The organism is Streptomyces sp. NPDC005803 (assembly GCF_040630435.1).
Lineage (GTDB): Bacteria > Actinomycetota > Actinomycetes > Streptomycetales > Streptomycetaceae > Streptomyces.
Genome location: NZ_JBEXXO010000007.1, coordinates 152909 through 175314, shown reverse-complemented (window position 1 = coordinate 175314; position 22406 = coordinate 152909). Strand labels below are relative to the sequence as shown.

Genomic DNA, 22406 nt, shown 5'->3' with positions numbered 1-22406 from the left:
GAGGAGGGGCGGGGTCGGGCGGGCGGGGAGCGGGCCGGTTCACTCGCCGGCCCCGGTGAAGGTGATCCGGGCCAGGCGCACCGAGCCGCGCAGGGTGATGCGCAGGTCTCCGGTTCCGGAGGCGGTCAGCTGGGCCCGCACGGTCCGGAAGTCGTACGGCCCGTCGGTGGCGGCGACCGGGACGGTGACCGTGGTGCCGCCGGCGGTGATCAGCACGGTCCCCTCCCCCGCGGCCAGCACCTCGGCCTCTCGTACTCCGGCGGCGAAGTCGCATCCGCGGTAGAGGAGTTCGTTGGTGTCGGCGACGGCCGTGACCGCGTCGCCGTCCGTCTTCGCCCGGTCGACGATCGCGGTGCCGAGCTGTTCGTCGTAGTCGGCGGCCTCCAGACCGCGCGTCAGGACGGGGCGGGGCCCGGCCGGTTCGCCGTCGAGGGTGACCACGGTGATGATCCGGATGTCCGCGCTGGAGGCGCCCGCCTGGATCTCGTACGCTCCCGGCTCGACGCTCCAGCGGCCGTGCGCCACGTCCCAGTGGCCGAGCCCGGTGACGGGGAGGAGGAAGTCGACGCGCTCGGCGGCGCCGGGTGCCAGGTGCAGTCTGCGGTGCCCGGCCAGCTGGCGCAGCGGCCGCACGACGGACGGCGCCACCGCGCGCACGTACAGCTGGGGGACCTCGTCCGCGGGGACGGCCCCGGTGTTGGTGACGGTCAGCGACACCCGCAGCAGGTCGCCGTCCTGCTCGGCGCTGAGGGCGCTGTAGGCGAAGTCGCTGTACGAGAGGCCGTGGCCGAACGGGTAGAGCGGGGCGCCCTCGTAGTAGAGGTAGGTCTGCCGGGAGCCGATGATGTCGTAGTCCAGCAGTCCGGGCAGCTCCGCGTCGGAGGTGTACCAGGTCTGCGGCAGCCGGCCCGCCGGGGAGACGTCACCCGCGAGGACGCGGGCGAGGGCGGTTCCGGCGGCCTGCCCGCCGTGCGCGGTCCACAGCAGGGCGGGGAGCGTGGCCGCGGCGTCGGTGAGTGCGTAGGGGTAGGCGGAGGTGACCGCCAGGACGGTGCGCGGGTTGGCGGCGTGGGCGGCACGCCACAGGCGTTCCTGCTGGGCGGGGAGGTCGAGGGTGGTGCGGTCCTCGGTCTCGCGGCCGTTGATGTGCGGATCGTTCCCGGCCACCACGATCACGACGTCGGCGGCGGCCGCCGCGCGGGCCACGGCGTCCTCGCCGCGCTCGGCGATCTCGATCTCGAAGACCGTCCCGGCGGCTTGCGGGGTGCCGGAGATTTCTTCGCCGGGCGCGGCAACCTTTACGCCGTCGGCGGCGACAGAGACATACCTACCCGTTCCCACGTGCAGAAGGCGGTGACCGCCGGCATGACCCTCCACCGCTTCCCAGCGGAACGTCTCCTGGACGATCCAGCCGCCCGGTTCGTCCGCGGAGGCGCGCACATAACCGTCCTCGGCGACCGACAGATAGCGGCCGGCCGGTTCCCGCAGGGTGATCACGCCGTTGCCCCAGTCGGTGAGCGCCAGCTCGGACGGGGTGTCGCCGCAGGTCAGCGGCGGCAGGTCGGTGCGGCCCGCGAGCAGCGCCGGGTCGAGGGCGCCTTCCGCGCCGCGCACGGGTTCCTGCCCCGCGTCGGCCGCGGGGATCCGCAGCCAGCCCTCCGCGCACTTCAGCCGGACCAGGTCGACGCCCTCGGCGTGCACGACGTGCTCCGCGCCGAAGCGTTCCCGCAGTCCGTCGAGCGGCGTGGAGCGGTGGATGAGCGTGCCGCTGTACCAGTCGAGCTTGCAGGCGTCCGCGAGGAGTCCGACGACGGCGACGGTCTGCCCGGCGGCGGGGTCGAGCGGCAGCAGGCCGTCGTTCTTGAGCAGGACGACGGCCTGCTCGGCTGCCTCCAGGGCGAGCGCCCTGTGGTCCTCGGTGTCGAAGTCGGCGGTCTTCGCGTACGGGTCCAGGTCGGGGTCGAACTCCCCAAGTGCGAAACGCAGTTCGAGCAGGCGGCGGACGGCGGTGTCGATGTCGTGCTCGTCGAGGAGTCCGTTTTCCAGCGCGCCTCGGATGCGGCCGGTCATGATGCCGGAGTCCTGGCCGTGGTCGGTGAAGCTGTCCACCCCGGCGCGCAGGGCGGCGGCCGTCGCCTCCTCGTGGGTGTCGAAGTAGTGCTCGGAATCGACGAGGTTGGAGGGTGCCCCGGCGTCGGAGCAGACCACCAGCGACCGGTCGGTCCAGGCGCGCAGATGCTGGGACAGGAGCGGCGAGACGTGGTTGGGCCGCCCGTTGACCAGGTTGTAGGCGGGCATGACCCCGGCCACCGCGCCGGCCCGCACGGCGTCACGGAACGCCTTGAGGTCGTACTCGTGCAGGACCCGCGGGCGGACCGAGGAGGAGGAGGTGTCGCGGTCGGTCTCGTTGTTGTGGGCGAGCCAGTGCTTGAGCACCGGGGCGGTCCGCCAGTAGAGCGGATGGTCGCCGCGCAGTCCTCGGGTGTACGCGACCGCGATGGCGGAGGTCAGCCCGGCGTCCTCGGAGTAGCCTTCCTCGCCCCGTCCCCACAGCGGGTTGCGCAGCAGGTTCACCGTCGGCGCCCAGACGTTGAGGCCGACGCGGTCGTCCTCGGCGCGCTTGGCGCGGACCTCGTTGCCGACGGCCTCGCCGATGCGGCGCACCAGTTCGTCGTTCCAGGTGGCTCCGAGCCCCACGGCCTGCGGGAACACCGTCGCCGGGCCCATCCAGGCCACGCCGTGCAGAGCCTCCTGACCGGTCCGGAAGGCGCCGAGTCCGAGCCGGTCGACCGCCGGTGCGAACTGGTGCAGCATCGCGATGCGCTCGTCGAGCGTGAGCCGCTGAAGCAGATCGTCGACGCGCTGGGCGAAGGGCAGCTGCGGGTCGCGGAAGGGCTGCGGTTGTTCCGTCACGTGCGGGTCCCCTTGGAGAGGTGGGAGGTATTCCGGTGTCAGCGCCTCGCGCGGACATCCCGGGGGCCTCGGAAGATCTTTCGAAGCGCTTCGATGCTCAATGCCCAACCCCGCGCGTGTCAAGGCCTCGTCTTCGACCTCCGTACTCGACAACCCCTCAGAGCGTCAGGAAACGGTTCGGAAACAGGTCGGAGGAATCTGGAAACGGACTCTTGTGCGGCTGGAGCCCTTCACTTAACCTCGCTGCAACATCGAAGCGCTTCGACGGAGCTTCGATGGGGCGCCCGGCGCCCGTGATCTTCCCGGGACGGCGACAGGTTCTGCCGTTTCCCTGTTGAACCGCTTCACCTGCGGCCGGTCATGCCGGCCCAGTCAGCAACGCTCCACCTCAGACACAGGAACCGAACGGCGGTCGCCCGCCACGTGTCGTCCTGGTGCGCCTCGAAGGGTTGACGCAATGACGCCGAATTCCACCCCCTCCTCCACGGCTCCGAGCCGGAGAAGCTTCCTCGCCACGGGCGCGGTCGCCGCTGTCGCCGTGGCCGGAGGGGTACCGCTGCTCGCCGCGTGCGGCGGCTCCGGTTCCGGGTCCAAGGACAAGGAGGGCACGACCACGGGCAAGGCGCTCAAGAAGGTCGTTCCGTCCTACGTCCCGCTGAACCTGGTCCAGCCCGACGTCCCGAGCGTCAACGGTTCGAGCCCCGGCTTCACCAAGCTGCCGGACCCGCTGGTCGTCTCCGTGAAGTCGGTCCCGGGCAAGGGCTCGTCGTTCCGGGTCATGACGCCGCTGTGGGGCACCGTCCCGAAGAAGAACAACCCGTACTACACGGCCGTGAACAAGGCCGCCGGCGCCACGCTCAACTTCGACCCGCAGGACGGCAACACCTACCAGGACAAGATCGGCGCGGTCCTCGCCGGCTCGGACATCCCGGACGTCATGACGATCCCCGGCTGGAACATGCAGGGGCAGATCCGCAACGCCATCAGCGCCAAGTTCGCGGACCTGACGCCCTACCTGGCGGGCGACGCCGTCAAGAAGTACCCGAACCTGGCGAACATCCCGACGGGCGCCTGGCAGTACTCCGTGTTCGGCGGGAAGCTGCGCGGCCTGCCTATGCCGACGCCGATCATCGGCAACGCGATCTTCTACCGCAAGGACCTGATCGGCTCCGGCGCCGTGCCGGCCAGCACGGACGACCTGCTCGCCTTCGGCAAGGAGCACACCGCGCCCAAGCAGAAGGTCTGGGCCTTCGACGACCTCTGGACCTGCATCCAGAAGATCCACGGCCTGCTGCCCGACGCGCCGCACTACTGGCAGCTGGAGAACGGCAAGCTGGTCCACAAGATAGAGACGCAGGCGTACCGCGAGGCGCTCACCTTCGCCCGCAAGCTGCACGACGGCGGGTACGTCCACCCGGACGCCGACGCCGGCAAGGACGCCGACTCCAAGATCCGCTTCACCAGCGGGCACGTGATGATGTACAACGACGGCACCGGTGGCTGGAAGGGCATGGTCACCGAACAGAAGGCGTCCAACCCGAAGTTCGACATGCAGGCCCTCGACTTCTTCAGCCCCGACGGCGGCAAGCCGGTGCTGTGGCAGGACGACCCGGCGGGCATCTTCACCTTCCTCAGCAAGAAGCTCCCCAAGGCGAAGATCGAGGAGTTCCTCGCGATCGCCGACTACGCGGCCGCGCCGTTCGGCACCGAGGAGTTCATGCTGACGAACTACGGCGTGAAGGACACCCACTACACGATCAAGGACGGGTCGCCGACCTACACCCCGCAGGGGGTCGAGGAGGCGCAGCCCTCCACCTTCCTGTTCCTCGCCTCGCCGCCCACCTCGATCGCCTACCCGGACCAGCCGCAGCTGGCCAAGGACTACGCCGCCTGGATGGCGCGCCAGGCCCCGTACATCAAGAAGCCGCTCTTCTTCGGCATGCAGGTCGTCGAGCCGCAGCGCTACGCCTCCCTGTACACGCCCTTCGACGACCTGCAGAAGGACATCCGCCGCGGCCGCAAGAAGGTCAGCGACGTCGAGGAAGCCGTGAACACCTGGAAGAAGAGCGGCGGCGACAAGCTGCGCGCCTGGTACCAGGACATTCTCGACAAGAACGGCTCCGGCGTCTGACGCGTACGACACGCACCAGCCGTACGCGGGACAGCGAAAGGGCCGCCGGGCGCACGAAGCCCGGCGGCCGGGGCACGGAGCACGACATGGGGAGCACACGGTGAAGCCACGGGCCACGGTCACGACCGACCCGGACCGCACCTCCGACGGGGCCGGCGCCCCGGCCGGCGGCGGCGGCAGCGGTGACGGCGAGGACAGGGAAGCGGGCGGCGGACGGGCGGGCAGGTCACGGGCGACCGCTGTCCGGCGCACGGCGAGGAGCGAACCGGCGAAGAAGCGGCCGGGGGCCGGACCACAGGCGGGCGGCATCACCTGGCGCCAACGGCTGCGGCGCGACCGCACCCTGGTCCTGATGACGCTGCCGGCCATCGGCCTGCTGCTGATCTTCAACTACATCCCGTTGCTCGGCAACATCGTGGCCTTCCAGGACTACGACGTCTACGACCTGGGCATCACCGGCAGCCCCTTCGTCGGCTTCGACAACTTCACCCGGATCTTCGAGGACTACCGCTTCTGGGAAGTCCTCATCAACACCCTCGTCATCTTCGTCACCCAGCTCGTCCTCTTCTTCCCCATCCCGATCGCCATCGCCCTGCTGCTCAACACGATCATGAGCGCACGGGTCCGGGCCTGGGTCCAGGCAGTCGTCTATCTGCCGCACTTCTTCTCGTGGGTGCTCGTCGTCACCGTCTTCCAGCAGATGTTCGGCGGCGCGGGACTCGTCGCCCAGTGGGCGCGCGAACACGGTCACGAGGGCTTCGACCTGATGACCAGTCCGGGCTTCTTCAAGTTCCTGGTCTCCGCCCAGGCCGTGTGGAAGGACGCCGGCTGGGGCGTGATCGTCTTCCTGGCCGCGCTCGCCGCCGTCAACACCGACCTGTACGAGGCGGCGGCCGTCGACGGGGCGGGCCGCTGGCGCCGCATGTGGCACGTGACCCTGCCCGCACTGCGTCCGGTCATCGCGCTCCTGCTGGTCCTGCGGGTGGGCAGCGCGCTCAACCTCGACTTCGAGCAGATCCTGCTCCAGCGCGACCAGGTCGGCGCCGGCGCTTCCGAAATCCTGGACACCTACATCTGGTGGACGGGCATCAAGACCGGCGACTTCGGCTACGCGGCCGCCGCCGGTGTCTTCAAGGGGCTGTTCAGCGTCGCCATGGTGCTGGGTGCCAACAAGGTCGCCCACATGCTGGGCGAGCAGGGGGTGTACTCCAAGAAATGACAACTCTCCTGGAACTTGAGAAGGACGCGGCAGAGCCCGCGCCCCGCGCGGAGACCCGGCTCCAGCGCGCCCTGCGCATGGAACCCCGCCCCGTATGGGAGGAGGAGCCCACCAAGGCGGGCCTCGCCTTCAAGGGCTTCGGCCTCGTCGCGATCTGCGCGATCGTGATCATCCCGATCTGGGTGGTGCTCGTCACCAGCCTCTCCGACACCAAGACCATCAACGACGCGGGCGGCCTGGTCGTCTGGCCGAGGAACATCACATTCGTCGCCTACAAGGAACTCCTCAGCGGCGGCGCGGTGACCCGCGCGGCGGCGGTGAGCGTCGGCCTCACCGTCGTCGGCACGGTGGTCAGCATGGTGGTCTCGATCCTGTGCGCGTACGGGCTGAGCCGCCGCGACTCGTACGCCCACCGTCCGCTGCTGATGACCCTGATGGCGACGATGTTCTTCGGCGCCGGGCTCATCCCCACGTATCTCCTGGTCACCGGCATCGGGCTGAGCAACAGCTACTGGTCGATGATCCTGCCCAGCGCGATCAGCGTCTTCAACGTGCTGGTCCTGCGCGGCTTCTTCATGGACACGGCGCCCGAACTCATCGACGCGGCCCGCATCGACGGCGCCGGCGAGGTGCGCATCCTGCTCCAGATCATCATGCCGCTGTCGCGTGCCGTGATCGCCGTGATCTCCCTGTTCTACGCGGTGGGCTACTGGAGCCAGTGGTTCAACGCGATGCTCTACATCCAGGACAGCGACAAGTACCCGCTGCAGATGATCCTGCGTCAGCTGGTCCTCCAGCACCAGGTCCCGCCGGGCGCGATGGGCGCGGCGGTCAGCAGCGGCGAGATCAACAGCCTGGCGGTGCAGATGGCCGTCATGATCCTCGCCCTGATCCCGGTCGCGGTGCTGTCCCCGTTCGTCCAGAAGCACTTCCAGAAGGGCATGCTCACGGGCGCCGTCAAGGGCTGACCCGGCACGGCTCCCCGCTCATCTCCCGTTCCGCCTCGTCCTGTTGTCCCCTGTCCGGAAGGTGTTCGCCATGCGCGCTTCGTCCGCGCCCACGCCCAGCCGCAGAACCGTGCTCGCTTCGGCGGCCGTCGCCGCCACGGTCGTCGCCCTGCCGGCCGCGGGCACCGCCGCCGCGACCTCGCGGGGGCACCAGGACAGCGCCGCCGAGCCCCACCGCTGGCGGACCGCGACGATCGGCGGGACGGGATTCGTCACCGGGGTGCTGTTCCACCCGACGGTCAAGGGGCTGGCGTACGCCCGCACCGACATCGGCGGCGCCTACCGCTGGGACAGCGCCGCGGCCCGCTGGACCGCGCTCACCGACCACCTCGGCTGGGACGACTGGAATCTGCTCGGCATCGAGGCCCTGGCCGTCGACCCCGAGCACCCGGACCGCCTCTACCTGGCCTGCGGCACGTACGCCCAGTCCTGGGCGAGCCCCGGCGCGGTGCTCCGCTCCGAGGACCGGGGGGCGACCTGGCAGCGGGCCGACCTGACCGTGCGGCTGGGTGCCAACGAGGACGGGCGCGGCGCGGGCGAGCGGCTGCTCGTGGACCCCCGGGACAGCGAGACGCTCTGGCTCGGCACCCGGCACGACGGGCTCCTGCGCTCCACCGACCGGGGCGCGACGTGGGCTGCCGCGCCCTTCCCCGCCACTCCGTCGGCGAACGGCCAGGGGGTGATGTTCCTGGTCGCCGCGGGCCGCTCCGTCTACGCGGGCTGGGGCGACGGCGGCAGCACGCTCTACCGCACGGACGGTTCCGGCGGCTGGGAGGTCGTGCCCGGGCAGCCGTCCGGGAGCGCGGCGACGAAGGTGCCGGTCCGGGCCGCGTACGACGCCCGCGGCCGGGCGCTGTACGTCACCTACGCGGACGCCCCGGGCCCCAACGGTCAGTCCGACGGCTCGGTGCACCGGCTCGACACGGTGACGGGCGCCTGGCACGAGGTCACCCCGGCGCGGCCCGACGCCGCCGCCGGTGACGGCTTCGGCTACGGCGGTGTCGCGGTCGACGCGCGCCGCGCCGGCAGCCTCGTCGTCACGACCAACAACCGCTGGTCGCGGATCGACACGGTGTTCCGCTCCACCGACGCCGGCGCCACCTGGACCTCGCTGAAGGACACCGCGGTCCTCGATGTCGCGGAGACCCCGTATCTGCGGTGGGGCGGGGAGTCGGCCAAGTTCGGCTGGTGGATGCAGGCCGTGGCCGTCGACCCGTTCGACTCACGGCACATCGTGTACGGGACCGGCGCGACGATCTTCGGTACCCGGGACCTCGTCCACTGGGCCCCGGAGATCCGGGGACTCGAGGAGACGTCGGTCCGGTTCCTCATCGCCCCGCCGGTCAAGGGCGGCCGCCTCCTCAGCGGCCTGGGCGATATCGGGGTGATGTACCACGACTCGCTGACCGCCTCCCCGTCACGCGGCATGGCGTCGAATCCGGTCTTCGGCACGGCCACCGGCCTCGCCATGGCCGCGCTCAGGCCCTCGTACGTCGTACGGACGGGCTGGCCGTCGGGGTCGAGCTCGGCCGGGGCGTCCTCGGACGACGGCGGCAGGACCTGGCAGCCGTTCGCCGCCCAGCCGGAGATCGCCGCCTCCGCCCCGGGGCCGGTCGCGGTCTCCGCCGACGGGTCGGTCCTGCTCTGGTCGTTCGTCCACTGGGACGGCACCAGGTACCCGGCGCACCGCTCCACCGACGGCGGGGCGAGCTGGACCGAGGTCACCACCTTCCCCAAGGGCGCCGCCCCGGTCGCCGATCCGCTGGACCCGAGGCGCTTCTACGTCTACGACACCGACACCGGAGCGGTCTTCCACTCCGCCGACGGCGGGGCGACGTTCACCCGCGGCGCGACCGGACTCCCCTCCGGCGACGTGCAGTTCAAGGTGGCGGCCGCGCCCGGACGCAGCGGTGACCTGTGGCTCTCCGCGAAGGACAACGGACTGTTCCGCTCGACGGACGGCGGGCTGACGTTCACGGCGGTGGCCGGCTGCCAGGCCTCGCACGCCCTGGGCTTCGGCAAGGCGGCACCGGTGCGAAGCCGCGAGCGCCCCGGCGCCGGCTACCCGGCCGTCTTCCAGACGGGCCGTGTCTCCGCGGCGTACGAGGGCGTGGCGGTGCTCCGCTCGGACGACGCCGGCGCCACCTGGGTCCGGATCAACGACGACGCCCACCAGTGGGGCTGGACCGGCGAAGTGATCACCGGTGATCCCCGCGTCCACGGCCGTGTCTATCTGGGCACCAACGGCCGCGGCATCCAGTACGCGGAACCCCGGAGGACCTGACGGTGGGGGGCGGCGTCGCGGGGTGGGTGCACGCGTCCGCGGCGTTGTCGTCCCTCACCACTCCGCCTCGCGGCCGCACGCGCCCGTCTCCGCTCCTTCACCCGTCCCCCGATCGTCAGACCCGCTGAGAAACGAGAAACGCCATGCCGTCCCTGCGCGACGCGGCCCGTGGCCGCATCCTCTTCGGAGGCGACTACAACCCCGAGCAGTGGCCCGAGGACGTGTGGGAGGACGACGCCCGGCTGATGAAGGAGGCCGGGGTCAACTCCGTCACCCTCGGCGTCTTCTCCTGGGCGAAGATCGAACCACGCCCCGGTGCACGGGAGTTCGGCTGGCTGGACCGGCTGATGGACCTGATGCACGCCCACGGCATCGGCGTCGTGCTCGCCACCCCGACCGCCTCCCCGCCGCCCTGGATGGGGGCCCGGCACCCCGAGACCCTGCCGCGCACGGAGGACGGCTCGGTCGTCTGGTACGGCTCGCGCCAGCAGTTCTGCGCCAGCTCCCCCGTGTACCGGCGCTACGCCGCGGCCCTCACCGAGGACCTCGCGGCGCGGTACGCGGACCACCCCGCGCTCACGGTGTGGCACATCAACAACGAGTACTGCACCCACTGCTGGTGCGACGAGACGGCCGCCCACTTCCGCCGGTGGCTGCGCAGCCGGTACGGCACGCTCGACGCGCTCAACGAGGCGTGGGGGACGGCGTTCTGGAGCCAGCGCTACGACTCCTGGACGGAGATCCTGCCGCCGCGCAAGGCGCAGTACATGAAGAACCCGGCCCAGGTGCTGGACTTCAAGCGGTTCACCTCCGACGCGCTGATGGAGTGCTACGTCGCCGAGCGCGACATCGTCGCCCGGCACACCCCGCGCATCCCGGTGACCACGAACTTCATGCCGCTCTGGTCCGGCCAGGACGCCTGGGCCTGGTCGGCGCAGGAGGACATCGTCTCCGTCGACATCTACCCGGACCCCCGGGACCCGCAGGGCGGCCAGTACAACGCGATGCTCGCCGACATGACCCGCTCGCAGGCGGCCGGCCCGTGGATGCTGATGGAACAGGCGGCCGGACCGGTCAACTGGCGGGGCGTCAACCACCCCAAGCCCGAGGGCCTGAACCGGCTCTGGTCGCTGCAGGCCGTCGCGCGCGGCGCCGACGCCGTCTGCTACTTCCAGTGGCGGCAGTCCCGGCAGGGCTCGGAGAAGTTCCACTCCGGGATGCTCACCCATGCCGGCGAACAGGGCCGCACCTTCCGCGAGATCAAGCGGCTGGGGGCGGAACTGGCCACGATCGGCCCGGCTGTCGGCGGCAGTGACGTACCGGCCGACGTGGCGGTCCTGCACGACTGGGACGCGTGGTGGGCGGGCGCGCAGGAGGGCCGGCCCTCCTCGCTGCTGGACTACACCGAGGTCGTGCAGCGCTGGCACCGGGCGCTGTGGGAGAACGGCGTCGTCACGGAGTTCGCCCGCCCGGACGCCGACCTGAGCCGCTTCAAGGCCGTCGCCGTACCCCACTTGTATCTGCTGGACGACGCCTCGATCGACAATCTGGTGGCGTACGCGCAGGGCGGCGGGACTCTGGTCTGCGGATTCTTCAGCGGGATCGCGGACGTGGACGACCGCATCAGGCCGGGCGGCATGGACGCGCGACTGCGCGAGCTGTTCGGGATCCGCACGCTCCACGAGTGGTGGCCGCTGGACGCCGGCTCGGTCGTGGCGTGCGACGGCTTCGACGGCACCCTGTGGTCCGAGGAGCTGGAGGCCGCGGAGGGCGCCGAGGTGGTGTCGGCGTACCGCGACGGGGAGCTGGCCGGCCTGCCCGCCGTGCTGCGCATGGGGCGGGCGCGCTACCTGTCGACGCTGCCGGAGCCGCAGGCGCTGCGCGGGCTGCTCGGGGACGTGGTCCGGGAGGCCGGCGTGGCACCGGTGCTGGCCGGGCTGCCCGACGGCGTGGAGGCGGTCCGCCGCGGCGACCTGCTCTTCCTGCTGCACCACGGCCGGGACACCGTCACCGTGAGTGTGCCGGGGGCGTACGAGGACCTCCTGACCGGCCGGAGGGCCGACGGCCGGGTGGAGCTGGGCCGTCACGGCGTGGCCGTCCTGCGGAGCGCCGCTCCATGACCGCCCGCACGCACATCGACGGCACGTGGGAGCCGCGCCCCGCCGCCCGCTGGGAGGACGCCTTCCTCGGCGGCAACGGCCGGCACGGAGCGATGGTGTACGGCGACCCGGCCGACGACCGCGTCATCGTCAACCACCACACCCTGGTCCGGCCCAACGGCAGCGAGCACCTCCGGCCGCCCGAGCTCGCGGACCGGCTGGACCGGCTGCAGAGCGCCCTGCTCGCCGGGGACACCAGGGCCGCCGAGCAGTTCGGCGCGGGCCGGCCGCTGGCGTGGGTGCAGCCCTTCCATCCGGCGTTCCAGACCAGGATCCGGCCCACGCCGGGCTCGTCGTCCGGGTCCGAAGGCGAGGGGCCGCCCGCGGGCTACCGCCGTACGGTCGACTTCGCCACGGGTGAGATCACGGCCCGGTGCGAGGGGCGGCGCAGCCAGGTCTTCGTCTCCCGCGCCGACGACGTGATCGTCCAGTACGTCACCGGCCCCGGGCTCGCGGTGGACCTGGTCCTGGACCACGCGCTGCCGGGCGTTCCGCCGCGTCTGGCCGTCGGTCGCAGCACCGTACTGACGCCGGGGGGCGGCCGGCTGGCGCTGCGGGCGGGTTACCCGGACAGCGACCTCGCCTACACCGGGGTGAGCGTGGTCCGCGCGGACGGCGGCACGGTGTCGGTCGCGGGCGAGGGCATCCGGGTCGAGGGGGCCCGGAGCCTGCTGCTGGTCACCCGGGTGCGCCGCCACCCGGGCAGCCTGGACCTGGCCGCGGAGTGCGCCGCGCTGCCGCGCGACGACTACCCGACGCTGCTGGCCCGGCACCGCGCGCTGCACCGCCCCGCCTTCCAGCGCGCCTCCCTGACCCTGAACGCCGATCCGGCCGAGCGGGCCCTGCCGGGCAGTGAGCTGGTTCGCCGTCCGGACAGCCCCGCTCTGCTGGAGCGGCTGTTCGCCGCGGGGCGCTACCACCTGTACTCGTCGTCCGGGGCGCTGCCGCCCCGGCTGACCGGTTTGTGGACGGGCGACTGGGACACCGCCTGGTCCGGCGCGTTCACCACCAACGCCAATCTCAACCTCCAGATCGCGTCGGCGGCGGCCGCCGCGCTGCCCGAGGTCTCCGAGGCCCATGCCGCGCTGGTGTACGGGCAGTTGGCCGACTGGCGGGACAACGCCCGGGCACTGTTCGGGGCGCGGGGCATCGTCGCCCCGTCCCACACCGACGGCGAGTCCGGCCACACCCGCCACTTCCAGCGCGCCTACCCGCTGCACCTGTGGACGGCCGGGGCGGACTGGCTCCTGGAACCGCTGATCGAGCATGCCGAGACGAGCGGCGTGACGGACCCGCGCCTGGTCGGCGCGCTGCACGAAGCCGCCCAGTTCTACGAGGACTTCCTGACCCGGACCGGCCCCGACGGCAAGGTGGCGGTGGTGCCCTCGTACTCACCGGAGAACCGTCCGGCCAACGCGAGCTGGGGGACGGTGAACGCGACGATGGACGTGGCGGCGGCCCGCCACGCGCTCACCGTGTCCGCCGACCGCTCCCCCACCCATCCGGCGTCCGCGCGGCGACGGGCGCTCGCGGACCGGCTCGCCTCCTACCGGGTCAACGAGGACGGCGCACTCGCCGAGTGGGCGTGGCCGGGCCTCCAGGAGACGTACGACCACCGCCACCTCAGCCACCTCTACCCGGTGTGGCCGCTGGACGCGATCAATCCGTACGACACCCCGGACCTGGCGGCCGCCGCGCACCGCGCACTGGAGCTGCGCGGATCGGAGAACGACTCCGCGCACGGACATCTGCACCATGCGCTGATCGCGGCACGGCTGCGGGACGGCGAGCGCGTCTCGGCGGCGCTGAAGGCCGTGCTGGCGGGCGACTTCTTCCACGATTCGCTGATGAGCGCCCACTACCCGGCCCGCGACGTCTACAACGCGGACGCCGCCCACGCCCTGCCCGCGGCGGTCATCGAGTCGCTCGTCCAGTCGACGCCGCACCGGCTGGTCCTGCTGCCCGCGCCGCTGACCGGCTGCCCGGGCGGCGAACTGCGCGGCGTGCGCACCAGGTTCGGCGCGGGTCTGGATCTGCGCTGGTGGGCCGACGGCACCGCCACCGCCCTGCTTCACCCCACCCGTGACGCCCGGATCGACGTCCGTACGGGCGACGGAAGCACCCTCACCGATTCCTCCGCCGGAACACCCGCGGCCCTGGAGCTGACGGCCGGCGTGGACCGCGTCCTCGAACTGAGGCCGCGGTAGCGATCCCCCCACCCCATCCCCCCACCATGGAAGGGACAACCATGGCACGACGTACCCGCATCCTCAGCAGGTTCGTACTGGCCCCGGCGACGGCGGTGGCGGCCCTCGTCGGCTTCGCCGCCGCCCCCGCCCAGGCCGCGATCTGGTCCTCGTCGGACCAGTGGGGCAACTACACCACCTCCGACGGCTACACCCTCTACAACAACATCTGGGGCTCCGGCGCAGGTGCGCAGTCCATCTGGGCCAACTCCTCGAGCAACTGGGGCGTCTGGGCGAACCACCCGAACACGGGCGGCATCAAGTCGTATCCCAACGCGAAGAAGGTCGTCGGCAAGTCCCTCACCTCGCTGTCGTCGCTCACCAGCACCTACAACGTCACCGTCCCGTCGTCGGGTGCGTACAACACCTCGTACGACATCTGGGACAGCGACTACGACTACGAGGTCATGCTCTGGGTCAACTACAACGGCGCCGTGGGCCCCCTCGGCACCTCGCAGGGGAACGTGACGCTCGGCGGCCACACCTGGACCGTCTACAAGGGCGACAACGGGGCCAACCAGGTCTTCTCGTTCCTGCGCACCTCGGACTCCACGTCGGGCACGGTGAACATCCTGCCGATCCTGAAGTGGATCAAGGACACCAAGGGCTGGTGGGGCAACGAGACCATCGGTGACGTCCAGTTCGGCTACGAGATCACCTCGTCGTCGGGCGGTCTGGACTTCCGGACGAACGGCTTCGGCGTCTCGTCCAGCTGATCCGTCCGCACAAGGAGCCCCCCCCCCCCCGTGCGGGGGGCCGGCTCGTGCGCGCGTGGGGGCCGGGCACTACCTCGGTGCGGGCCCGGTGCTTTCCCGTACCGTCAACTCGGGTGCCAGCAGCTCGACTTCGTCCGTGCCGCGGCCGGAGAGCTTGGCGACGACCTGCTCCACCGAGCGGCGCCCCATCTCCTGCGCGGGGATGGCCACGGAGGTGAGCCGCACCGAGGCCTGGGAGGCCACCTGCTCGGGACAGATCGCGACCACCGACACGTCCTCGGGCACGGCCCGGCCCTGTTGGCGCAGGAGGTTGAGCAGCGGCTCCACGGCTGACTCGTTCTGCACGATGAACCCGGTGGTGCCGGGGCGCTCGTCGAAGATCCGGGACAGGGTCTGCGCCATCGCCGGGTAACCGCCCTCGCAGGGGCGGTGCAGCACCCGCACGCCGGTCTCCCGCGCCTTGGCGCGTATGCCGTCGACCGTCCGCTCGGCGAAGCCGGTGTGCCGCTCGTACACGGCGGCCGCCTCGCCGATCACGGCGACCTCACGGTGGCCGAGGCCGGCGAGGTGGTCCACGCAGAGCGCACCGGTCGCCTCGAAGTCGAGGTCCACACAGGTCAGCCCGTCGGTGTCGGAGGGCAGTCCGATGAGCACGGCGGCCCGGCCGCTGTCACGCAGCAGCGGCAGCCGTTCGTCGTGGAGCTCGACGTCCATGAGGATCATCGCGTCGGCGAGCGAGCTCCCGGCGATGCGCCGCACCGCCGCGGGGCCCTCCTCCCCGGTCAGGAGCAGGACGTCGTAGCCGTGGGTGCGGGCCGTCGTGGCGACCGCGATGGCGATCTCCATCATCACCGGGACGTACATGTCGGTGCGCAGCGGCACCATGAGGGCGATGATGTTCGACCGGCTGCTGGCGAGCGCCCGCGCGCCGGCGTTCGGGTGGTAGCCGAGCTGCTGGATGCTCAGCTCCACCCGCTCCCGCGTGGACACCGAGATGGACCGCTTCCCGCTGAGGACATAGCTCACCGTGCTCGCGGAGACTCCGGCGTGCTGCGCGACCTCGGCAAGGGTGACCATTCAGCTCTCCATCAAGGGACGTCGTCGGACACCGGCACGGGGACCGGCTGCACCGGCAGCTTCGGCCGGAGGGGGCGAAGCGCTTCGACTTCGGCTCGGTCCGCCTGCGACATGCCCGGATGAGGTGAGCCTAGACCTGCCCGCACAGCGTGTCCATAGGCCCGTCGAAGCGCTTCGACTCACTGTCCTGGGCGACTGCCCCGAAGGACCGTGGCAGCCGTTCGGCTACCGCCACGATATGCCCGTCGCCGGGCGTGGGACATCAGCGGGACAGGGGTGTTCGGGTCAGGAGGCGGGCGGGTCCGGTCCGGGAGGCCGGCGCCGAGCTCGGATCTCCCGTCCTCCCGGCCGTCGCACGCCTACCGCCGTGCCGGAACGGCGGCTAGCATGCTCGGCGACATCGCGTGTCGGTCGCCGGCTGGGTGAGGCATGGAGGTGTCGGGAGATGCCTTCGGAGGCATTCCTTGTCAGTCGAGTTGAACCACACGATCGTCCACGCCCGGGACAACCGGGAGTCCGCCGCGTTCTTCGCGGGCCTGCTGGGCCTCGAGATCGGCGCCGAGTGGGGGCCGTTCGTCGCCGTCGAGCTGAGCAACGGCGTCACGCTGGACTTCGCCGCGATCCCCGCGGACAAGATCACCCCGCAGCACTACGCCTTCCTGGTCTCCGAGGCGGAGTTCGACGCGGCATACGCGCGGATCACACAGCGCGGCATCGAGCACTACGCCGACCCGCACCGCCGGCACCCCGGTGCGATCAACCACAACGACGGCGGACGCGGCGTGTACTTCATGGATCCGGCCGGCCACGCCATGGAGCTCCTCACCGTCCCGTACGGTGGCCGGCCTGCGTGAACCCCTTGGGCCGGGGGCCGCAACCGCGTGCCGGGGTGCGGCCCCCGTTCCCGGTCCTCCTCAGGCGCCGAGCAGGACGGGAAACGCCTCCATGTCGTTCTGCGTCATCACGGGAAGCTTGCGGATCTCGGAGTCCGGCACCGCGAGCCGCAGCCCCGGGAAGCGCGCGAACAGCGCCGGCAGGGCGATCCGGGCCTCGACGCGGGAGAGAGCCGCACCGGGGCAGATGTGCGGACCGTGGCCGAAGGTCATGTGCCGGATGGGGGTGGGGCGGGTGATGTCGAAGGCGTCGGCGTCGGGGCCGTGCTGTTCGGGGTCGCGGCCGATCGCCCGGTAGGAGATGACCACGCCCTCGCCCTTGGCGATGACACCGTCACCCACCTGGATGTCCTCGGTGGCGAACCGCATCAGCAGATGGGTGGTCGGGGTGTCCCAGCGCAGGGTCTCCTCGATCACGGTCTCCCAGGAGACCTCCCCGTCGAGGACCATCCGCAACTGGTCGGGGTGGGACAGCAGGGCACGTACGGCATTGAGGATGAGACCGATCGTGGTCTCGTGCCCGGCGGCGACCATGGCCTTGAGGTTGCCGATCACCTCTTCCTCGGTCAGCGGCTCGCCGCCCTCGTCGGCGAGGATGAGCGCGGAGGTCAGGTCGTCGGTGGGCTGCGCGGCCTTCTGGCGGACGAGCCCGGCGTAGAAGACGTCCAGGTCGGCCAGGAGGGCCAGCCGCTCGTCCTGCGGGGTGAGCATGGAGAAGAAGGCCTTGTACTGACGGGTCAGCATGGCGTTCTCGGCGGGGTCGACGCCCATCAGCATGCCGACGACCCGCATGGGCAGCGGCTGCGCGAACACGGACTTGAGGTCGACGACGGCCCCGTCCCTGCCGCCCTCGGCGAGCGCGTCCAGCAGCTCCTCGGTGAACTTCTCGATGTCGGGCCGTATCGCGTCGAGCCGACGGGGCGTGAGCGCCTGGGAGGTCTTGGTCCGCAGCCGGCGGTGCTCGTCGCCGTCGACCGTGAACATGGACCGGCCGGCGTCGATCATCCCGATGAGCGGCCACGCGTGCGTCACCTCGCCGCTCTGCCACAGCCCCCAGGCGTCGAGGTCCTTCACCAGCCGCGGATCGAGCAGGAGCTGCCGGGCGTCGGCGTGCCGGGTGAGGGCCCAGGCCGGCACACCGAGCAGTTCGATCCGGGCCAGCGGTCCGGCGTCGCGCAGCCGCGCCGTCTCACCGTCCAGGTCCTGGACCATCGGGTCGATGACGACGGTCCCGCCGTTCCGGGCTGCTGCCTGGGCGGCGGCATGAGGGCAGGTCACGAGAAGTCTCCTGTCGTACGAACGGGGGTGAACCGGACGGGGAGCGAGGTGGAGCCCCGCAGGAAGGCGGAGGGCCGCCGTACGAGGTCCCCGGCGGGGACGCCGAGCTGGAGATCGGGCAGCCGGTCGAGCAGCACCTCGATGCCGGTACGGGCGATGACCTCGGCGATCTCCTGGGCGGGGAACGGGCACCGGTACTCGCCATGACTGAACGCGAGGTGCGCGCCGTTACCGCCCTGCGTCGGTGCTCCGATGCCCGACACGCTCTGGCGGACCAGCGGATCGGTGTTGGCGGCGCCGAGCCCGAGCAGCAGCATGTCCCCCGCCCTGATGCGCTGTCCCCCGAGCTGGGTGTCGCGCACGGCCCAGCGACCGGAGAGGATCTGGGTGGGCGTGTCCTCCCAGAGCACCTCGTTCATGGCCTCGCCGATACTTCGCCGGCCGCCGGCCATGGAGTCGGCGAACTCGTCCTCGGTCAGCATCAGCCGCAGGGAGTTGCTGATCCAGTCGGCGGTGGTGAGGTGCCCGGCGGCCGTGATGGCCATCAGGTCGAGCATGTACTCCTCGTCGGTGAACGCCTCGGGGAAGGCGAGCATGCGGGAGGTCACGTCGTCCCCCGGCGCGGCCCGCTTCGCGGCCACCAGCCGGGCCATGTGCTCGCCGAATCGCAGGTGGGCGCTCTGCGCGTCCGGGCCGCCGTCAGCAAGATCCTTCAACACCCGGGCGATGTCGGCGCCTTCGTCGTCGGGGAACCCGACCAGGCGCGCGAGGACGAGCACGGGAAGGGGTTCGCAGAAGTCGGCGACGAGATCGGCCGTCCCCCGGCTGCACACATCGTCGATCAGGCGGTCGGCCAACTGCTCGCAGTCCCTGCGGATCTGATGCGGATCGGCGCCTTCGAGGGCCGGCCCGACCATGCGGGCATGCCGCAGGTGTTCCTCCCCCGCGCTGAAGTAGATGGACGGCAGGGGCCGTCCCACCATCGGCAGCAGCGGCCAGTCGTCGGGGATGTGCGGCCACTGGTTCCACAGCCCCACGTCGCGCGGGAACAGCGCACCGTCGCTGGTGACTTGGTGCAGTTCGCGGTACCCGATCACCAGCCAGGCGGGGAACCCGCCCGGAAGCTCCACGGGGACGACCGGCCCGTGGTCGCGCCGCATGGCGCGGTAGACGGCCTGGGGCTCGGTCTGGAATGCGGCCCCGCCGAGCGGCACGGCCCCGGCGTGCGCCGGACACCCGGGAGGCGGAGGAGGAGAGGCCGGCGCGGGCTCTGCGGAAGAAGGGCGCGTCATGAGTCCTGACTCCTGTGGCGACAGCTGCACGCGTCCCGATCATGCGATCAACGCAGCTTCACTATAAGGATTTTGTGTGACGCCGGAACGGTCAACGGCGATCAATCTCACACACCGTCCGGGCAACGCGAAGACATCTCAACACAATTAATGACCATAACGATCTACCGCCCCGGGAGCTCCGGGACGGCTGCGGCAGGGGACCGGCCGGCCCGGTCCCCTGCCGAAACCGTGCGGCCGACGCCCGCGCGGCGACCGGGCGGGACGGACGCATCAGGCCCGGGAGGAAAGGCCCCGACTCACGCGGCCCCGCCCTCGCAGAGCTCCCCGCCCTCCAACGCGACGTTGACCAGTCCCGCACCCCGCCCCGCGGTGCCCCCGATGCCGTCACCGTCGCCGTGCACCAGCTTCAGCGCGTGCCAGCGCGACAGCCAGTACACCCGCCCACGATGACCCGCGAGCGTCTCCCGCAGGGCCTCGGGGGTGTGTGTCCAGACGGCGGGCAGGTCGCTCGCGTAGTCGAAAGCGGGCCGCAGCCCGACCCATCCGTCGTCCCGGACGTCATCGGAGGTGAGCAGGATCTCGACGGCCTGCCCCGGTTCCTGGCGGCACTTCTTGGCGTGGATCCAGTGCACACGGTGGCCCGCGGCGTAGCGGGAGCAGCCGTCGCTCCGCACGGAGCCGTTGTCGGTGAGGTGACGCAGCATGGTGGGGTTCGCCTTCCGGGGTGAGGACCCCGAGTGCCCCGCACCGCGGTCCGCTGTTCCCCGCACCCTGCGCACGGGGCAGGTCGTCACCCGGAGCACCCGCAGCGGAGCGGGGTGCCGTCCAGCAAGCCGGGGCTGCGCACTGGAACTCATGACCCATACACGACTCTAACTCACCCGCACCGGCCGGCCCGACGGGCGGTCAGGAGCGTGCGCTCGCCCGTCCGCGGCGCCGCTCGCCCCCGGCCCGCCGCCGGACCGACGCGCACTCACCCGGTGACGAGCCCCGGGTCGCTCGAACCGGCCTGGCCGTTCTCCACGTGTCCGGCGAACCGGCGCAGGAAGGTGGCGTCCGCGTCGGAGACGACCGTGACGTCGTACCAGCGCTTGCTCCCGCGCAGGTCGAGCACGTGCTTCACGGTCGCCCCCGCACGGACCGCGAAGGTCTGCGCCCCTCCCCCGTAGCCGGCGGCACTGCGCACGGTCAGGCGCACGGTCGCGGGACCACCGTTGACGAACGTCAGCTGGAGCCCGCCGGAGGCAGCGTCATGGCGGGCCGTCACCTCGGGGCCCGCCGCCTTCCCGCCCGCCCGGAAGGTGCGCAGGAAGCCGTTGGGCCCGTGGACGGTGAGGTCGGTCACTCCCTTCGAATAGGCGGTGTTCCAGGTGTCCGCGAGGGACTTCCCGGCCTCGGTGGTGTAGGTCCAGGGCCCGTCGGTGCGGTTCGCGGAGGTCACCAGGAACTGCGCCCCGGCGGCGGCTCCGCCGCTGAAGGTGAGGCGGTACTTGCCGGTGGCCGTATCGGCGGCGCCGTCGACGAAGGGCGCGTAGCGCAGCGGCCGGGTGGGCCGGGCCCCCTTCTCCTGCTGGGGCACGCTGCCGGCGGCGGGCGGCGCGGGGACGTAGTCGGGGTGCCGGTCGCTGTCCGGCGGCTCGTACTCGTCGGTCGACGGCAGCGGCACCGCCGAGGTGTCCGTACGGCTGAAGTCGAAGGCGGAGGTGAGGTCGCCGCAGACGGCGCGCCGCCAGGGCGAGATGTTGGGCTCGCGCACACCGAAGCGCTGCTCCATGAACCGGATGACGGAGGTGTGGTCGAAGACCTCGGAGCACGCGAATCCGCCGGTGCTCCACGGGGAGACGACCAGCATGGGGACCCGCTGGCCGAGGCCGTACGGCCCGGCCGCGTACCGGATGTCACCGGGGAAGAAGTCGGCGGAGGTGTCGACGGTGGACAGCCCCTGCGCGGGCCCCGACGGGACGAAGGGCGGCACGACGTGGTCGAAGAAGCCGTCGTTCTCGTCGTAGGTGATGAAGAGGGCGGTCCGGCCCCAGACCTCGGGATCGGCGGTCAGCGCGTCGAGCACCTGCGAGATGTACCAGGCTCCGTAGTTCGCGGGCCAGTTGGGGTGCTCGCTGTAGGCCTCCGGGGAGACGACCCAGGACACCTTGGGCAGCGTCCCGGCCCGGACGTCGGCCTTCAGGTCGTCAAGGAGGCCGCCACCGTTCTTGATGTCGGTGCCGGTGCGCGCCTTGTCGTAGAGGGGGTCGCCGGGTGCGGCATTGCGATAACTGTTGAAGTACAGGAGCGAGTTGTCACCGTACGTACCCCGGTAGGCATCGCCGATCCACCCCCAGGACCCGGCGGCGTCGAGCCCGTCGCCGATGTCCTGGTAGACCTTCCACGAGACCCCGGCCTGCTCCAGCCGCTCGGGGTAGGTGGTCCATCCGTACCCCGCCTCGTCGTTGCCGAGCACGGGACCGCCGCCGGACCCGTCGTTCCCCGTGTGCCCGCTCCACAGGTAGTAGCGGTTCGGGTCCGTGCTCCCGATGAACGAGCAGTGGTACGCGTCGCAGACGGTGAACGCGTCGGCGAGGGCGTAGTGGAACGGAATGTCCTCGCGTGTGAGGTGCGCCATCGTCGTCGCCGTCTTGGCGGGCACCCACTGGTCGTACGCACCCTTGTTGAACGCCCGGTGGCCGCCGGCCCAGTCGTGGTTCAGGTCCCGGAGGAACTGCATGCCGAGATCGTCGGCGGGCGGACGGAACGGCAGCACCTCCTTGCCGAGCCCGTCCGTCTGGTGCCAGACCGGCTTCCCGCTGGGCAGCGTGACCGGTCGCGGATCACCGAAGCCGCGGACGCCCCTCATGGTGCCGAAGTAGTGGTCGAAGGAACGATTCTCCTGCATCAGGACGACGATGTGTTCGACGTCCTGGAGCGTGCCCGTACGACCCCGCGCGGGCAGGGAGGCGGCGCGGGCGATGCTGTTCGACAACGCGGTGTAGGCGGCCGTGCCTCCGGCGAGTTGGAGGAGGCGGCGACGGCTGAGTTCTGCCATGGGTGGGGGCCTCTGCGGGTGAGGGGGCGTGGGGGCGAAAGCGACTGGAGTGTTCCAGAATCGGACGGCCCCGCGGAAGACCCGTGCGGTGTGCACGTGGTGTCGGCCGGCGGAACAGTGGAGGACGGCGAGGGGCGGAGCAGGGCTC

At 71.5% G+C, this 22406-nt stretch carries 14 protein-coding genes and 1 riboswitch; of the genes, 8 read left to right on the top strand and 6 right to left on the bottom strand.

Annotated features, from left to right (window positions below; all coding sequences use genetic code 11):
* Window positions 1-39: 39 nt before the first annotated feature.
* Entirely contained in the window at window positions 40-2913 is a 2874-nt protein-coding gene (locus ABZ454_RS12720; RefSeq protein ID WP_359537652.1) for a glycoside hydrolase family 3 C-terminal domain-containing protein, read from the bottom strand.
* 457 nt (window positions 2914-3370) lie between these two features.
* On the opposite strand from ABZ454_RS12720, the gene ABZ454_RS12715 reads away from it, so the two are divergent.
* The 7 genes from ABZ454_RS12715 to ABZ454_RS12685 all read left to right on the top strand — a co-directional run bounded on the left by ABZ454_RS12715 (window position 3371) and on the right by ABZ454_RS12685 (window position 14675).
* Entirely contained in the window at window positions 3371-5044 is a 1674-nt protein-coding gene (locus tag ABZ454_RS12715) for an extracellular solute-binding protein (RefSeq protein WP_356318477.1), read from the top strand.
* 100 nt (window positions 5045-5144) lie between these two features.
* Window positions 5145-6263 carry an ABC transporter permease subunit gene (locus ABZ454_RS12710; protein ID WP_356318475.1) on the top strand — a complete coding sequence of 373 codons (1119 nt, stop codon included), beginning with the start codon at window positions 5145-5147 and terminating at the stop codon, window positions 6261-6263.
* The gene (locus ABZ454_RS12705) at window positions 6260-7231 is read left to right on the top strand and encodes a carbohydrate ABC transporter permease (RefSeq protein WP_356318473.1); all 972 of its coding nucleotides are present in this window, start codon (window positions 6260-6262) and stop codon (window positions 7229-7231) included. The genes ABZ454_RS12710 and ABZ454_RS12705 overlap by 4 nt, the downstream gene beginning before the upstream one ends.
* 70 nt (window positions 7232-7301) lie before the next feature.
* On the top strand, window positions 7302-9554 hold the full coding sequence (locus tag ABZ454_RS12700) for a 1,4-beta-glucanase (protein WP_359537651.1): 2253 nt from the start codon (window positions 7302-7304) through the stop codon (window positions 9552-9554).
* Between the two features lie 143 nt (window positions 9555-9697).
* Entirely contained in the window at window positions 9698-11674 is a 1977-nt protein-coding gene (locus ABZ454_RS12695; RefSeq protein WP_359537650.1) for a beta-galactosidase, read from the top strand.
* Window positions 11671-13920 carry a glycoside hydrolase N-terminal domain-containing protein gene (locus tag ABZ454_RS12690; RefSeq protein WP_359537649.1) on the top strand — a complete coding sequence of 750 codons (2250 nt, stop codon included), beginning with the start codon at window positions 11671-11673 and terminating at the stop codon, window positions 13918-13920. The genes ABZ454_RS12695 and ABZ454_RS12690 overlap by 4 nt, the downstream gene beginning before the upstream one ends.
* A gap of 41 nt (window positions 13921-13961) precedes the next feature.
* On the top strand, window positions 13962-14675 hold the full coding sequence (locus tag ABZ454_RS12685) for a hypothetical protein (RefSeq protein WP_359537648.1): 714 nt from the start codon (window positions 13962-13964) through the stop codon (window positions 14673-14675).
* A gap of 69 nt (window positions 14676-14744) precedes the next feature.
* Here ABZ454_RS12685 and ABZ454_RS12680 read toward each other — a convergent pair whose 3' ends face one another.
* Window positions 14745-15752, bottom strand: a complete 1008-nt coding sequence (locus ABZ454_RS12680) for a LacI family DNA-binding transcriptional regulator (protein WP_356318463.1) — start codon at window positions 15750-15752, stop codon at window positions 14745-14747.
* Between the two features lie 464 nt (window positions 15753-16216).
* On the opposite strand from ABZ454_RS12680, the gene ABZ454_RS12675 reads away from it, so the two are divergent.
* A complete protein-coding gene (locus ABZ454_RS12675) occupies window positions 16217-16606 on the top strand; it encodes a VOC family protein (protein WP_359537647.1) in 390 nt (129 codons plus the stop codon).
* A 60-nt stretch (window positions 16607-16666) separates the two neighbouring features.
* On the opposite strand, the gene ABZ454_RS12670 is transcribed toward ABZ454_RS12675, so the two are convergent.
* From ABZ454_RS12670 to ABZ454_RS12655, 4 genes are all read right to left on the bottom strand, one after another.
* The gene (locus ABZ454_RS12670; protein ID WP_359537813.1) at window positions 16667-17857 is read right to left on the bottom strand and encodes a cytochrome P450; all 1191 of its coding nucleotides are present in this window, start codon (window positions 17855-17857) and stop codon (window positions 16667-16669) included.
* Window positions 17858-17919: 62 nt separating this feature from the next.
* Window positions 17920-19215 carry a cytochrome P450 gene (locus ABZ454_RS12665; RefSeq protein WP_359537645.1) on the bottom strand — a complete coding sequence of 432 codons (1296 nt, stop codon included), beginning with the start codon at window positions 19213-19215 and terminating at the stop codon, window positions 17920-17922.
* Window positions 19216-19514: 299 nt separating this feature from the next.
* Complete coding sequence (locus ABZ454_RS12660; protein WP_359537643.1) at window positions 19515-19922, bottom strand: hypothetical protein; 408 nt, start codon at window positions 19920-19922, stop codon at window positions 19515-19517.
* 47 nt (window positions 19923-19969) lie between these two features.
* A riboswitch (SAM riboswitch) is annotated at window positions 19970-20079 on the bottom strand.
* Between the two features lie 112 nt (window positions 20080-20191).
* The gene (locus tag ABZ454_RS12655; protein WP_359537641.1) at window positions 20192-22258 is read right to left on the bottom strand and encodes a phosphocholine-specific phospholipase C; all 2067 of its coding nucleotides are present in this window, start codon (window positions 22256-22258) and stop codon (window positions 20192-20194) included.
* Between the last annotated feature and the right edge of the window lie 148 nt (window positions 22259-22406).

Bases quoted from the DNA above. Each gene is read 5' to 3' on its own strand.
- ABZ454_RS12660 (WP_359537643.1), bottom strand. From the start codon at position 19,922: ATGCTGCGTCACCTCACCGACAACGGCTCCGTGCGGAGCGACGGCTGC.
- ABZ454_RS12665 (WP_359537645.1), bottom strand. From the start codon at position 19,215: ATGACGCGCCCTTCTTCCGCAGAGCCCGCGCCGGCCTCTCCTCCTCCG.
- ABZ454_RS12715 (WP_356318477.1), top strand. From the start codon at position 3,371: ATGACGCCGAATTCCACCCCCTCCTCCACGGCTCCGAGCCGGAGAAGC.
- ABZ454_RS12670 (WP_359537813.1), bottom strand. From the start codon at position 17,857: ATGGTCCAGGACCTGGACGGTGAGACGGCGCGGCTGCGCGACGCCGGA.
- ABZ454_RS12680 (WP_356318463.1), bottom strand. From the start codon at position 15,752: ATGGTCACCCTTGCCGAGGTCGCGCAGCACGCCGGAGTCTCCGCGAGC.
- ABZ454_RS12690 (WP_359537649.1), top strand. From the start codon at position 11,671: ATGACCGCCCGCACGCACATCGACGGCACGTGGGAGCCGCGCCCCGCC.
- ABZ454_RS12705 (WP_356318473.1), top strand. From the start codon at position 6,260: ATGACAACTCTCCTGGAACTTGAGAAGGACGCGGCAGAGCCCGCGCCC.
- ABZ454_RS12685 (WP_359537648.1), top strand. From the start codon at position 13,962: ATGGCACGACGTACCCGCATCCTCAGCAGGTTCGTACTGGCCCCGGCG.
- ABZ454_RS12695 (WP_359537650.1), top strand. From the start codon at position 9,698: ATGCCGTCCCTGCGCGACGCGGCCCGTGGCCGCATCCTCTTCGGAGGC.
- ABZ454_RS12700 (WP_359537651.1), top strand. From the start codon at position 7,302: ATGCGCGCTTCGTCCGCGCCCACGCCCAGCCGCAGAACCGTGCTCGCT.
- ABZ454_RS12655 (WP_359537641.1), bottom strand. From the start codon at position 22,258: ATGGCAGAACTCAGCCGTCGCCGCCTCCTCCAACTCGCCGGAGGCACG.